General features: G+C 68.5%; 12 protein-coding genes. 8 read left to right on the forward strand and 4 right to left on the reverse strand.

Going from position 1 to position 12,779, the window contains the following annotated elements; translation table 11 throughout:
* Positions 1-8: 8 nt before the first annotated feature.
* The 4 genes from P7V53_RS16925 to P7V53_RS16940 form a co-directional block, all read right to left on the reverse strand.
* The gene (locus P7V53_RS16925; RefSeq protein WP_280150595.1) at positions 9-1,181 is read right to left on the reverse strand and encodes an efflux RND transporter periplasmic adaptor subunit; all 1,173 of its coding nucleotides are present in this window, start codon (positions 1,179-1,181) and stop codon (positions 9-11) included.
* Positions 1,182-1,287: 106 nt separating this feature from the next.
* Entirely contained in the window at positions 1,288-2,307 is a 1,020-nt protein-coding gene (locus P7V53_RS16930) for an aldo/keto reductase (protein WP_280150596.1), read from the reverse strand.
* Between the two features lie 98 nt (positions 2,308-2,405).
* Positions 2,406-3,506, reverse strand: coding sequence for a chorismate synthase (gene aroC / locus P7V53_RS16935; RefSeq protein ID WP_280150598.1), 1,101 nt, complete (start codon positions 3,504-3,506; stop codon positions 2,406-2,408).
* Positions 3,507-3,635: 129 nt separating this feature from the next.
* Entirely contained in the window at positions 3,636-4,103 is a 468-nt protein-coding gene (locus P7V53_RS16940; RefSeq protein ID WP_280150599.1) for a CBS domain-containing protein, read from the reverse strand.
* A gap of 106 nt (positions 4,104-4,209) precedes the next feature.
* Between P7V53_RS16940 and P7V53_RS16945 the strand changes: the two genes are divergently transcribed.
* From P7V53_RS16945 to P7V53_RS16980, 8 genes are all read left to right on the forward strand, one after another.
* Complete coding sequence (locus P7V53_RS16945) at positions 4,210-5,514, forward strand: O-acetylhomoserine aminocarboxypropyltransferase (RefSeq protein ID WP_280150600.1); 1,305 nt, start codon at positions 4,210-4,212, stop codon at positions 5,512-5,514.
* A complete protein-coding gene (locus tag P7V53_RS16950) occupies positions 5,511-6,326 on the forward strand; it encodes an alpha/beta hydrolase (RefSeq protein ID WP_280150601.1) in 816 nt (271 codons plus the stop codon). Before P7V53_RS16945 ends, P7V53_RS16950 begins: the two co-directional genes overlap by 4 nt.
* Positions 6,323-6,652: an Mpo1-like protein gene (locus tag P7V53_RS16955; protein WP_280150602.1), complete on the forward strand. Its 330-nt coding sequence runs from the start codon at positions 6,323-6,325 to the stop codon at positions 6,650-6,652. Before P7V53_RS16950 ends, P7V53_RS16955 begins: the two co-directional genes overlap by 4 nt.
* Positions 6,653-6,668: 16 nt before the next feature.
* Positions 6,669-7,952, forward strand: a complete 1,284-nt coding sequence (locus tag P7V53_RS16960) for a diguanylate cyclase (RefSeq protein ID WP_280150603.1) — start codon at positions 6,669-6,671, stop codon at positions 7,950-7,952.
* On the forward strand, positions 7,922-9,442 hold the full coding sequence (locus P7V53_RS16965) for a serine hydrolase (protein ID WP_280150604.1): 1,521 nt from the start codon (positions 7,922-7,924) through the stop codon (positions 9,440-9,442). Before P7V53_RS16960 ends, P7V53_RS16965 begins: the two co-directional genes overlap by 31 nt.
* 319 nt (positions 9,443-9,761) lie before the next feature.
* Positions 9,762-10,346 (forward strand): TRAP transporter small permease, encoded by a 585-nt coding sequence (locus P7V53_RS16970; RefSeq protein ID WP_280150605.1) that lies wholly within the window; start codon positions 9,762-9,764, stop codon positions 10,344-10,346.
* Entirely contained in the window at positions 10,343-11,746 is a 1,404-nt protein-coding gene (locus P7V53_RS16975; RefSeq protein WP_280150606.1) for a TRAP transporter large permease, read from the forward strand. Before P7V53_RS16970 ends, P7V53_RS16975 begins: the two co-directional genes overlap by 4 nt.
* Before the next feature lie 43 nt (positions 11,747-11,789).
* Positions 11,790-12,773, forward strand: coding sequence for a sialic acid TRAP transporter substrate-binding protein SiaP (locus P7V53_RS16980; protein WP_280150608.1), 984 nt, complete (start codon positions 11,790-11,792; stop codon positions 12,771-12,773).
* Positions 12,774-12,779 lie beyond the last annotated feature (6 nt).

A 12,779-nucleotide genomic window follows, 5' to 3' on the forward strand; every position in this document is an offset into this window, starting at 1 on the left:
CGCGCCTCCTACAGCCGCGCCGCGGAAGGGGCCGCTGCCGAGGCGCCCGACCCGGCGCGCTGAGACACGACCTTGGCCGGCGCGCCCTCCTTGAGGTTGTCGAAGCGCGCGGCCAGCACCTGCGAATCGGCGGCCAGGCCTTGTGTCACTTCGACGCGGCCATGCGCCGGATCCCGGCGGCCCGTGATGACGATGCGCCTGACCAGCGCGCCGTTCTCCACCGTCCACACGAAGTCCTGTCCCGAGGCCTGGCCCAGCGCGCTCTGCGGCAGGTTGAGCCGCCGGGTGTCGTCCTTCAGCTCGACGCTGGCCTGCGCGTACTGGCCTGCGCGAAAGCGTTCGCCGCGGTTGTCGAGCACGACCACGACGCCGATTGCGCGCGTGCCCGCCTCGGCGGCCGGCGCGATGCGGTCGATGCGGCCGGTGACCGTCTCGCCCTGCCCCTCGACGCGCACCTGCACCGCCTGGCCCGGCGCCAGCCGCGAGACCTCGTGGGTGCCGACGCTGCCGGCGAGCTCCAGCGTGGCCAGATCGACGACGGTGATCAGCGGTTGCTCGGCGCTGACCTTCTCGCCCGGGACCACATGGCGCTTGCCGACGATGCCCGCGATGGGCGCCACCAGCGCGGCCTCGCGAATGCCGACCCGCGAGCTGGCGAGCTGCGCCTGCGCCGACTTGAGCTGCGCACGCGCGGCATCGAGCTTCGCCTGCGACGATTGCAGCGCCGTCGGCGAGATGAAGTTCTGGCTGGCGAGCCCTGCGTTGGCGGCGTGCTGGCGCTCCGCGTCGACCAGCGCGACCTGCGCCGCCTCGACTGCCGCCGCGCGATCGGCGACGCGCGACTGAAGCTCGGCGAGGTCGATGTCGCCCAAGGGTTGCCCGGCCCTGACCCGCGTGCCTTCCGCCACGGTCAACGCGAGCAGCGTGCCGGGCGCCTTGGCACGCACGGTGGCCGTTCGCGGTGCCACCAGCGGCCCCGAGAACTCGACGACCAGCGGCATGGCGGCGAGCGCCGGCTTCACCACTTCGGATGGCAGGAACTCCAGCGGCACCGGCGGCTTGTGGCCGTCACGCGGCCCCTTGGCGCTGTTTCCGAGCCGTGGTGCCAGCGCCAGCGCAAGGCCGGCGATCACCAGGGCCGCGATCGTCCCACCCACCCAAAGCTTGTGCGTTCCGAGCATGCAGCCAGTGTAGGCAGGGCCCCCCGGGGTGCTTCAAGCGTGCGACGGACTGCAGATTGGGGGGCACGGGCCGCGTCGACAAGCGACGAGGCGGGGCGCCGTGGGCCTACACGTGCCCGATCACCGGATGAGGTTCGTATCCCTGCTCGAGCTGCGCGATGTCCTGCGCGCTCAAGGTCAGCTGCGGCGCCGCTGCTGCTTCATCGATCTGGTGCAGCTTGCTCGCCCCGACGATGGGCGCGGTGACACCCTTGTGGAGCAGCCAGGCGTAGGCGAGCGTCGCGTTGCTGACCCCCTTCTGCCGCGCCAGGGCGGTGAGGCGCTCGACGGTGGCGAAGTCGCTGGCGCGGTAGTAATAGCGCTGCGCGATGTCGTCGGTCTGTGCCCGCGACGTGGCGCCGGACTGGCTGTCGGCGCTCTGGCGGTTGCCCGCGAGAAACCCACGCGCCAGCGGGCTCCACGGCACCATGGCGACGCCGAGGTCGCGGCAGAGCGGAATCATCTCGCGCTCCTCCTCGCGGTAGGCGAGGTTGTAGTGGTTCTGCATGCTGACGAATGGGGTCCAGCCGCGCTCACGCGCGACCTGCTGCGCGCGAGCGAATTGCCACGCCCACATCGAGCTCGCGCCGATGTAGCGCGCCTTGCCGGCCTTGACCACGTCGTGCAGCGCTTCCATCGTCTCCTCGATCGGCGTGTGCGGATCCCAGCGGTGGATCTGGTAGAGGTCGATGTAGTCCGTGCCCAGGCGCGACAGGCTCGCGTCGATCGCATGGAAGATGCGCTTGCGCGACAGGCCGCTGCGATTGGGCCGCTCCTCCCCGCCGATCGCGATGCCGCCCTTGAAGGCCAGGTCCACCGGGAAGAAGACCTTGGTCGCGATGACGACCTCGTCGCGCTGGCAGAACTCGCGCAGGAACTTGCCGGTCAGCACTTCGCACTCGCCGCCGGAATACATGTCGGCGGTGTCGAAGAACGTGATGCCCTGCTCGACCGCGTGCCGCACCAGCGGGCGGCTCGCCGCCTCGTCGAGGATCCAGGGCCGCCACTGCGGCGTGCCGTAGGTCATCATGCCGAGGCAGATGCGCGACACCGTGAGGCCGGTGGAGCCGAGGCGTGTGTATTGCATGGGGACCCTTCGCCGTGTGGTTCGAAAGGGCGCGGATTATCGGCGCGCGAAGCGCCCGCGCTCGCCAGTGCGGTCTTTGTGCGGGACCGGCGCGTGCCTCAGGGCCGCGACGCGGCGATGCGCGGCGTGTCCACGCGGACGTCGGCGCACTGGGCGCGGTGCAGCAGCGCATGGTCCATCAGCACCAGCGCGAGCATCGCCTCGGCGATCGGCGTGGCGCGAATGCCGACGCAAGGATCGTGACGGCCGAAGGTCTCCACGGTCGCGGGCTGCCCTTGCAGGTCGATCGACTGTCGCGGGCTGCGGATGGAGCTGGTCGGCTTGATCGCGATCGAGACGGTGATGTCCTGCCCGGTGGAGATGCCGCCGAGCACGCCGCCGGCGTTGTTGCCGGCGAAGCCTTCGGGCGTGAGCTCGTCGCCGTGCGTCGTGCCGCGCTGCGACACGCTGGCAAAGCCGGCGCCGATCTCGACGCCCTTGACGGCATTGATGCCCATCATGGCGTAGGCGATGTCGGCATCGAGCTTGTCGAACAGCGGCGCGCCCAGCCCCACCGGCACATGGTGCGCGACGACGTTGATGCGCGCGCCGCAGCTGTCGCCCGCCTTGCGCAGCTCGTCCATGTAGGCCTCGAGGCGCGCGATGTCGCTGGCATTGGGTGCGAAGAACGGGTTGTTCGGCACATGCTCCAGCGATTCGAACGGGATGGCGATGTCGCCGAGCTGAGCCATGTAGCCGCTGAAGGTGGTGCCGTATTGCTCCCTCAGCCATTTGCGCGCCACGGCGCCGGCGCCCACCATCGGCGCGGTCAGGCGGGCGGAGGAGCGACCGCCGCCACGCGGGTCGCGGATGCCGTACTTGTGCCAGTAGGTGTAGTCGGCGTGGCCGGGGCGGAAGGTCTGGGCGATGTTGCCGTAGTCCTTGCTGCGCTGGTCGGTGTTGCGGATCAGCAGGCAGATCGGCGTCCCGGTGGTCTTGCCCTCGTGCACGCCGGAAAGAATCTCGACCGCATCCGGCTCGTTTCGCTGCGTGACATGGCGCGAGGTGCCGGGGCGGCGCCGATCCAGCTCGGGCTGGATGTCGGCCTCGGACAGCGCCATGCCGGGCGGGCAGCCGTCGATCACGCAGCCGATGGCCGGTCCGTGCGATTCGCCGAAGTTGGTGACCTGGAACAGGTGGCCGAAGGTGCTGCCGGACATGGGAGGCCTTGGAAGGGGAGGCCTCGATTTTATGGGGGGCTGTGCGATGCCCCATCAAGCGGCCACCGCGGATCCGGCTGCGCCGGTTCGCCAGTGGCTCCCCTCGAGGGGGTCACGCGCTGCGGTGGGCTAGTTCGCGGAGGTCTGCTCGTCTCGCGGCTCGTCGACCGGCCAGTCCCGGATGTACGCCTTCAGCATGCGGTTTTCGAAGTCCTGGCTGTCCACCACCGCCTTCGCGACGTCGTAGAAGGAGATCACGCCCATCAGCGTGCGCTGGCTCATCACGGGCATGTAGCGGGCGTGCCGCCCGAGCATCATGCGCCGCACCTCGTCGATCTCGGTCTCCGGGGTGGCCGTGAGCGGATGGTCGTCCATCACTGTGCGCACGATCGTGTTGCCGACGCTGCCGCCATTGCGCACCACCGACTGGATGACCTCGCGGAAGGTCAGCATGCCGACCAGGTCGCCGTGGTCCATGACGACCAGCGAGCCGATGTCGTTCTCGGCCATCGTGGTCACGGCCCTGGACAGCGCTTCCTCCGGCGAGACGGTGTACAGCGTGCCGCCCTTGACGCGCAGGATGTCACTGACTTTCATGGGTCGCTCCTCTGGCCGGTGGACGGTTCAATATAGCCCACAATGCCCGGGAGCAACACCCTGGAATCTGTCGGCACGACAGATTCGCTGCCTCGAGGAATCCCCCATGGCCGGCGCCTCCGACCCCGCATTCGACACCCTCGCGCTGCATGCCGGCGCGGCTCCCGACCCGGCCACCGGCGCGCGCGCCGTGCCCATCCACCTCACGACTTCGTTCGTGTTCGAGAACAGCGAGCACGCGGCGTCCCTGTTCAACATGGAGCGCTCGGGTCACGTCTACAGCCGCATCTCGAATCCCACCAACGCGGTGCTCGAAGAGCGGGTGGCCGCACTCGAAGGCGGCGCCGGCAGCATCGCCACGGCCAGCGGCCAGGCGGCGCTGCACCTTGCGATCTGCACGCTGGCCGGCGCCGGCTCGCACATCGTCTCCAGCGCGGCGCTCTACGGCGGTTCGCACAACCTGTTGCACTACACGCTGGCGCGCTTCGGCATCGAGACCACCTTCGTGCAGCCCGGCGACATCGACGGCTGGCGCGCCGCGATCCGGCCGAACACGCGGCTGCTCTTCGGCGAGACGCTCGGCAATCCGGGTCTCGACGTGCTCGACATCCCCACGGTAGCAGCGCTCGCCCACGAGCACCGGCTGCCGCTGCTGGTCGACTCGACCTTCACCACGCCATTCCTGATGAAGCCCTTCGACTGGGGCGCCGATCTGGTCTATCACTCGGCCACCAAGTTCCTCTCCGGCCACGGCACGGTCATCGGCGGCGTGCTGGTCGACAGCGGCCGATTCGACTGGGACGCCTCGGGCCGCTTCCCGGAGCTGAGCGAGCCGTACGAAGGCTTCCACGGCATGGTGTTCAGCGAGGAGAGCACGGTGGGCGCCTTCCTGCTGCGCGCGCGGCGCGAGGGATTGCGTGACTTCGGCGCCTGCATGAGCCCGCACACCGCGTGGCTCATCCTGCAGGGCATAGAGACGCTGCCGCTGCGCATGGCGCGCCACGTGGAGAACACGCGCAAGGTGGTGGGCTTCCTGGCCTCGCACGCGATGGTCGAGCGCGTGGGCTATCCGGAGCTCGAAGGCCATCCCAGCCATGCGCTGGCCCGGCGGCTGCTGCCGCGCGGCTGCGGCTCGGTGTTCAGCTTCGACCTCAAGGGCAGCCGCGAGCAAGGCAAGGCCTTCATCGAGGCGCTGCGCCTGTTCTCGCACCTGGCCAACGTCGGCGACTGCCGCTCGCTGGTGATCCATCCGGCGTCGACCACGCACTTCCGCATGGACGATGCCGCCCTCGCGCAGGCGGGCATCACACCGGGGACGATCCGCCTGTCGATAGGCCTGGAGGATGCCGACGACCTCGTCGACGACCTGAAGCGGGCCCTGCGGGCGGCCGAGAAGGCGGGGCGCCGATGAAGGTCGACGTCGCGGGCCGCAGCGCCTATGCCTACACGGGCGGCAAGCCGTTCGACCCCACGCTGCCGTGCATCGTCTTCCTGCATGGCGCGCTGCACGACCACAGCGCGTGGACCCTGCTGGCGCGCTGGGCGGCGCACCACGGCCACGCCGTGCTCGCCGTCGACGAGCCGGGCCATGGCCGCAGCGAAGGACCGCCGCTGGCCGACGTCGAGGCGCTGGCGCACTGGACCCTCGCGCTGCTGGACGCCGCCGATGTGCGCCAGGCCGCGCTGGTGGGCCACAGCATGGGCTCGCTGATCGCACTGGAAGCCGCCGCACGCGCGCCCGAGCGGATCACGCGCCTGGTGATGATCGGCACGGCGTATCCGATGAAGGTTTCCGACGCCCTGCTGGCCACCGCCCGCGAAGCGCCGCTGAAGGCGATCGACATGGTCAATGCGCTTTCGTTCTCGAGCACCGCCGCCAAGCCGTCCTACCCCGGACCCGGCGCTTGGCTGCAAGGCGCCAACCGCACGCTGATGCGACGCATCCAGGCGGCCAATCCCGAGATCAACCTGTTCCTGCACGACTTCGGTGTCTGCGACCGCTATGCGCACGGCTTCGAGGCGGCGTCGCAGGTGCGCTGCCCGGTGCAGCTCATCGTCGGCGAGCGCGACCAGATGACTTCGCCCCAGGCCGCGCGGGAGCTCGCGGCCGCGCTTTCCGCACGGGTGGCGACGCTGCCCTGTGGGCATTCCCTGATGCTGGAGTCACCCGACGCGGTGTTGAATGCCCTGCGCGACGCGCTGAAGCAGGAGCAGTCCGGATGAGCACGGTCACCGCAGAAAACGATCCCAAGGCGTTCAAGACCTTCGCCGAGTTCTATCCCTTCTACCTCGGGGAGCACCGAAACCGGACCTGCCGGCGGCTGCACTTCGTCGGCTCCACGCTCGCGCTTGCGTGCCTGGCGATGCTCGTGGTCACCGGGCGGCCGCAATACCTGCTGTACGGGCTCCTGTGCGGCTACGGCTTCGCCTGGATCGGCCACTTCGCCTTCGAGAAGAACAAGCCGGCGTCGTTCAAGCGCCCGCTGTACAGCTTCATGGGCGACTGGGTCATGTACAAGGACATCTGGACCGGCAAGATTCCGTTCTGAGCAGCGCCACCACCCGATGTCCGCCGGCGACTCTCTCCTCACCCACCGGCTCTTGCACATCGAGCGCCTGGTCGACGCGATCGACCTGCCGATCGGCCGCTGGGACCGCGAGGCCCGCCTGGTCTTCTGCAACAACCCCTACCTCGGCTGGGCGGAGCGATCGCGCGAAGAGCTGATCGGCCGCACGCTGCACGAGCTCTACGGAGAAGACGCATGGCGGCGCGCCGAGCCGGCGTTCGCCGAGGCGTTCTGCGGCCGCACCGTCAACTACGAGCGGCGGTTGACGCACGGCCACCAGTCGGCGCGCTGGGCCCGCATCCAGGTGTTTCCGGACCTCGATCCTCAGGGGCGCGTGGAAGCCGTCTTCACGATCGCCTTCGACATCCACGAGGACGTGCTGGCGCGCGAGGCACTGGAAGCGGCGCGCGAGCGCCTCGATCGCTTCACCGAAAACATCCCCTACCCGCTCACCTACGTCGACCGAGGCTTCGTGCTGCGCTTCGTCAACAAGGCGTATTGCGAAGCGACCGGCATGCGCGCCGCCGATCTGCTCGGGCGCCACATCGGCGAAGTGCGCGGCGCCAGGCGCTGGTCGGAGCACGCGCCCTTCTTCGAGCGGGCGCTCAAGGGCCAGACGGTGCAATACACGCGCCTGGTCGACCGGCTGCCGCAGGGACCGCGCTGGCTGCGCACCAGCTACGTGCCCGATTTCGACGCCCGGCGACACGTGCGCGGCCTGTACACGGTGACGATCGACGTGCACGAGCTGACGATGGCGCAGGAAAAGCTCAAGCGCAGTGTCGAGCGCGACTCGCTGACCGACGTGCTGAGCCGGCGAACGATGATGGATCGCATCGAGGCCGCCATGCTGGAGGCGGCGGAGCGCCCGGTGGCGCTGTTCTTCGTCGACCTCGACGGCTTCAAGGGCGTCAACGACCGCCTGGGCCACCAGGCGGGCGACCAGCTGCTGGTCGACGTGGGCGCCGCGCTGCAGTCGGCGGTGCGCATCGAGGATGCCGTCGGCCGCTTCGGCGGCGACGAGTTCCTGGTGCTGGCGGCAGTGCGTGACAGCGCGGGCGCGGAGGCCCTCGCGCTGCACATGCTCGACGCGGTCCGCCAGATGTCGTCGATCATCAGCGCGAGCATCGGCTATGCGCTGGCGCCGTCCGATGCGCAGCATCCCATGAAGCTGCTGCAGCTGGCCGACGACGCGATGTACGCCGCCAAGCGGCTCGGCAAGAACCGGGTGATGCACCACAGGGAAGCGCCGTGCGTGCCGCTGGATGGCTCGTCGCGCTGAGTCTTGCGCTGCCGCAGCCCGCCGCGGCGGTCGACCGGCCCTGGCCCACCGTCGACTGGCCGGTTTCCGCCCCTGAAGCAGAGGGCGTCGATTCCACCGCCCTCGCCTCGCTGATCGATTTCGGCGCAGCGAGCGAGATGGACAGTCTGCTCGTCGCCCGCCACGGCAGCATCGTGCTCGAGGCGCACTACGCGCCGTTTCGCGCCGGGATGCGGCACGCCGTCCATTCGGCCACCAAGGGGGTGATCGGCACGCTGGCCGGGATCGCGCTGCACCAGGGGCTTCTGCCGCGCCTCGACCAGCCCATCGTGGAGCTGTTCGGCGACCGCCGCATCGCGTCGCTGGACGAGCGCAAGAAGGCAATCACGGTGCAGCACCTGCTCGACATGACCTCCGGCATCGACTGGCAGGAGCCGTTGTCAGGCGCGCCGAGAACCGCCATCGAGATGGAGCGCAGCGCTGACTGGCAGCAGTTCGTGCTCGACCGGCCGATGGCGCGCGCGCCGGGCGAGGCCTTCGACTACAACAGCGGCAACTCCCAACTGCTGTCCGCGCTGGTCGGCCGCGTCGCCGGTCGCAGCGCACGTGGCTACGCCGAGGAAGCGCTCTTCAAGCCGCTCGGCATCCGCGATCTCGCCTGGCGACAGGATCCGCAGGGCGTTTCCACCGGCGGCTACGGCCTGTACCTGCAGCCGCGCGACATGGCGAAGATCGGCCATCTGTACCTGCGCGATGGCGTGTGGGACGGCCGGCGCCTGCTGCCGCGCGGCTGGGTCGATTCGATCCGCGGCAGCCTCATCGACATGCGGCTCGGCGGCGTCACGCCGTTTCGCTACGCCAACGGATGGTGGGTGCTGCCCGAATACGGCGCCTACATGGCCGCGGGCTACCACCGGCAGCTCATCGTCGTGATGCCGGCCCTGGACGCCGTCGCCGTGACCACCGGACGCGGCAACTTCTCGTTCGTCGAGCTGATGAAGGGCTTGCGCGCCGCGATGAGGTCGGACAGCCCGCTGCCAGCGAATCCGAAGGGCGAGGCTCTTCTGGCGCGGCATGTCGAGGAAGCCACGGCGGAGCGGCGATCGCCGGTGCGGCCAGCACCGGACCTTGGTCGCGCGGTGTCGCGACGATGGTTCCGCTTCGAGCCCAATGCGCTGGGCGTGCAGTCGCTGCAGCTCGACCTGGAGGCGGCGGAGGGGTCTTACCAGATCGAGCTCGAGCCGCTCCGGCCGGGCCTGCCGCCGCGACGCCTGCGCGGGGCGATCGGCCTCGACGGCCTGTTCCGCGTAGGCGAGGCGTCGAGCGGCTACACCGCCGTCAAGGGGACATGGACCGGCGACGACACCTTCGTGCTGCTGTTCCGCTTCGTCGTCGAGGGCGGCTCGTCGAGCTACCTGCTGCGTTTCGGAGATCCGCGCTCCGTGGAAGTGCAATTCGAAAACGCATGGGGGGAGCGAACGGTGCTTCGCGGGGTCGGCGAGGGGCCGTGAGCATCTTTCGAGCGCACTCTAACCTCGCGAAGTGTATGCCACGGTTAAGCCAGTCCCGGAGCACTTGTCAGTCAACCCGTAACGCCTTCTTTTTCTGCAAATTCAATGACTTATGCTATCTATCTAGAGTAATTCATCAAGCGTATCCCACAGGGAAACCACCCGATTGACGAAGAGGTCGTACATCTCGACCATCCACATTGGCCTGACCACTTGGCCATTGCCGTCGGCCGTCTCATGCCCATCCATGCCAACGATCCGGCAGCAGGCGGTCGCCGAGCTTCCGGCCGGAAGCCGACAGACTGACACCAAGCCATCCATGGACGACACCCTGAGCCGCGACACCGCGACGCCCGAGGCGCATCTCATCAACGAGGCGGGCGAGTTCGAGATCCACGACGAGGCCATCGACCTCGCTCGTTATCGGGCGGAAGACTGGCTGGCCCTGGCGCTGTTCTGGCTGCTCGGGCTCACGGTCTTCTACCAGTTCTTCACCCGCTACGCGCTGAACGATTCGGCCGCATGGACCGAGGAGATCGCTCGCTACCTGCTGGTCACGACCGTGTTCGTCGGCGCCGCCATGTGCGTGCGCAAGAACAACCACATCCAGGTCGACTTCTTCTACCACCTGCTGCCCGCGCGGCTGATGCGGGTGATGTCGACACTGGTCGACCTGGTGCGCATCGTCTTCTTCGCTGCCTGCATCGGCCTCACCTGGCAGCTCATGCAGCGCATAGGCTCGAGCCGCATGGCGGTGGTCGATCTGCCCATGGGGCTCGTCTACGGCGCGGTGCTGGTCGGATTCGGGTTGATGACGTGGCGCTCGATCGGTGTCGCCGTCGCCAACTGGAAGCGCGGCGCCTCCGTGCTCGAGAAGCCGGAGCTGGCGGAGATGCAGCCATGAGCCCGGGCGCGTTCAAGCTGCTGTTCCTGGCAATGATGGGCGCCGGCATCCCGGTGGCCATCGCCATGGCCGGCGCATCCCTGGTCTACGTGCTGATCGCCGGCAACCCGCCGCCCTTCGTCGTGATCCATCGCATGGTCGGTGGCATCGACAGCTTCCCGCTTCTCGCGGTGCCGTTCTTCATCCTTGCCGGCAACCTGATGAACGTCGGCGGCATCACCACGCGCATCTACAACTTCGCGCTATCGCTGGTGGGCTGGCTCAAGGGCGGCCTGGGACACGTGAACATCGTCGGCTCGGTGGTGTTCGCCGGCATGAGCGGCACGGCCATCGCCGACGCAGCCGGGCTCGGCACGATCGAGATCAAGGCGATGCGCGAGCAAGGCTATGCGCCGGAGTTCGCGGTTGGCGTGACGGCCGCCTCGGCGACCCTCGGTCCCATCATTCCGCCTTCGCTGCCCTTCGTCATCTACGGCATGTTCGCCAACGTGTCGGTCGGCGCGCTGTTCCTCGCCGGCCTGATGCCGGGCGCGGTGATGACGCTGCTGATGATGCTCACGGTCGCGTGGTTCGCCCATCGCAACGGCTGGGGCCGCGACACCAAGCTGGAGTGGCACCGGGTGCGCAAGGCCTTCGCCGAGCTGGCCGTCGTGGTCGTGTTCCCGCTGGGCTTGTGGCTCGCGGCCCAGGCAGGCGCGAGCATGACGGTGGCGTTCCCCTTGGCGATGGCGCTGCTGCTCGGCGCGGATCGCTACTTCGGCTTCAGCGCCGTGCTGCCGATCATGACGCCGGTGCTGCTGATCGGCGGCATGACCACGGGCGTGTTCACCGCCACCGAAGGCGCGATCGCGGCCTCGGTGTGGGCGCTGTTCCTGGGTGTCGTGTGGTACCGCACCTTGAGCTGGAGGATGTTCGTCAAGGCCTCGATGGACACGGTGGAGACGACGGCCACCGTGCTCCTCATCGTTGCCGCGGCGTCCATCTTCGGCTGGATGCTCACCGCCACCCGCACCACCGAGATGATCGCGCAGTGGATCCTGACCTTCGCCAACGAGCCATGGGAGTTCCTCCTTCTGGCCAACGCGCTGATGCTCTTCGTCGGCTGCTTCCTCGAGCCCACGGCGGCCATCACCATCCTCGTGCCCATCCTGCTGCCCATCGTGCATCAGCTCGGCATCGATCCGATCCACTTCGGCCTGGTGATGGTGCTCAACCTGATGATCGGCCTGCTGCATCCGCCGATGGGCCTGGTGCTGTTCGTCCTGGCGCGCGTCGCGCGGCTGTCGGTCGAGCGCACGACGATGGCCATCCTGCCGTGGCTCGTCCCGCTGCTGGCGTCGCTGGCGCTGGTCACCTTCATTCCTTCGATTTCACTGTGGCTGCCCAAGGCTCTCGGGTGAGGCAGCCGTCCCGCCCGCTCTCTCAACAAGACAGGAGACTCCGATGAAACGCAACACGCTCAAGCGGCTCGGCGGCCTCGCACTGCTGGCCGCCCTCGGCCTCGCCGGCGCCGCGCAGGCCCAGACGAAGCTCAAGTGGGCTCACGTGTACGAAGTCAGCGAGGCGTACCACAAGCAGGCGCTTTGGGCGGCCGAGGAGATCAAGAAGCGCACCAACGGCAAGTACCAGATCGAGGTGTTTCCGGCGTCGACGCTGGGCAAGGAGACCGACATCAACCAGGGTCTCACGCTCGGAACGGTGGACATCATCTACACCGGCATGGCCTTCGCGGGCCGCACGTATCCGCCGATGTCGATTGCCTCGGGTCCGTTCATCTTCCGCGACTTCAGCCATTGGCAGGCCTTTCGCAACGGCCCGATCTTCAAGGAGCTCGCCCAGCAGTACGAGGTGAAAAGCGGCGGCCACCACATCGCCGGCTACACCTACTACGGCCAGCGCCACCTGACGGCCAACAAGATCGTGCAGAAGCCCGACGACATGAAGGGCATGAAGCTGCGGGTGCCCGACGCGCCGCTGATGATGATGTTCCCCAAGGCGGTCGGCGCGAACCCGACCCCCATCGCCTTCGCCGAGGTCTACCTGGCGCTGCAGAACGGCACCGTCGACGCCCAGGAGAACCCGCTGCCCACCATCGACGCGAAGAAGTTCTACGAGGTGCAGAAGTACATCGTGCTCACCGGGCACATCACCGAGTCGCTGGTGACCATCGTCGGCTCGGGCACCTGGAGCAAGCTCTCGGCCGACGAGAAGAAGGTCTTCGGCGACGTCCTCTGGGAGGCTTCGAACACCGCCACGCAGGAGATCGTCGCGGCCGAGAACGCCCTGGTCGGCGAGTTCGAGAAGCGCGGCAAGACGGTGGTCAAGGTCGACCGCGGGCCGTTCATCCAGGCGGTGCAGAAGGCGGTGACGGCGCCCGACGCACCGTGGCCGAAGGAGCTGTACGACCGGGTGCAGGCGGTGAAGTGAGGCAAT

The organism is Piscinibacter sp. XHJ-5 (assembly GCF_029855045.1).
GTDB lineage: Bacteria > Pseudomonadota > Gammaproteobacteria > Burkholderiales > Burkholderiaceae_C > Albitalea.

Bases quoted from the DNA above. Each gene is read 5' to 3' on its own strand.
- P7V53_RS16925 (WP_280150595.1), bottom strand. From the start codon at position 1,181: ATGCTCGGAACGCACAAGCTTTGGGTGGGTGGGACGATCGCGGCCCTG.
- P7V53_RS16930 (WP_280150596.1), bottom strand. From the start codon at position 2,307: ATGCAATACACACGCCTCGGCTCCACCGGCCTCACGGTGTCGCGCATC.
- aroC (WP_280150598.1), bottom strand. From the start codon at position 3,506: ATGTCCGGCAGCACCTTCGGCCACCTGTTCCAGGTCACCAACTTCGGC.
- P7V53_RS16940 (WP_280150599.1), bottom strand. From the start codon at position 4,103: ATGAAAGTCAGTGACATCCTGCGCGTCAAGGGCGGCACGCTGTACACC.
- P7V53_RS16945 (WP_280150600.1), top strand. From the start codon at position 4,210: ATGGCCGGCGCCTCCGACCCCGCATTCGACACCCTCGCGCTGCATGCC.
- P7V53_RS16950 (WP_280150601.1), top strand. From the start codon at position 5,511: ATGAAGGTCGACGTCGCGGGCCGCAGCGCCTATGCCTACACGGGCGGC.
- P7V53_RS16955 (WP_280150602.1), top strand. From the start codon at position 6,323: ATGAGCACGGTCACCGCAGAAAACGATCCCAAGGCGTTCAAGACCTTC.
- P7V53_RS16960 (WP_280150603.1), top strand. From the start codon at position 6,669: ATGTCCGCCGGCGACTCTCTCCTCACCCACCGGCTCTTGCACATCGAG.
- P7V53_RS16970 (WP_280150605.1), top strand. From the start codon at position 9,762: ATGGACGACACCCTGAGCCGCGACACCGCGACGCCCGAGGCGCATCTC.
- P7V53_RS16975 (WP_280150606.1), top strand. From the start codon at position 10,343: ATGAGCCCGGGCGCGTTCAAGCTGCTGTTCCTGGCAATGATGGGCGCC.
- P7V53_RS16980 (WP_280150608.1), top strand. From the start codon at position 11,790: ATGAAACGCAACACGCTCAAGCGGCTCGGCGGCCTCGCACTGCTGGCC.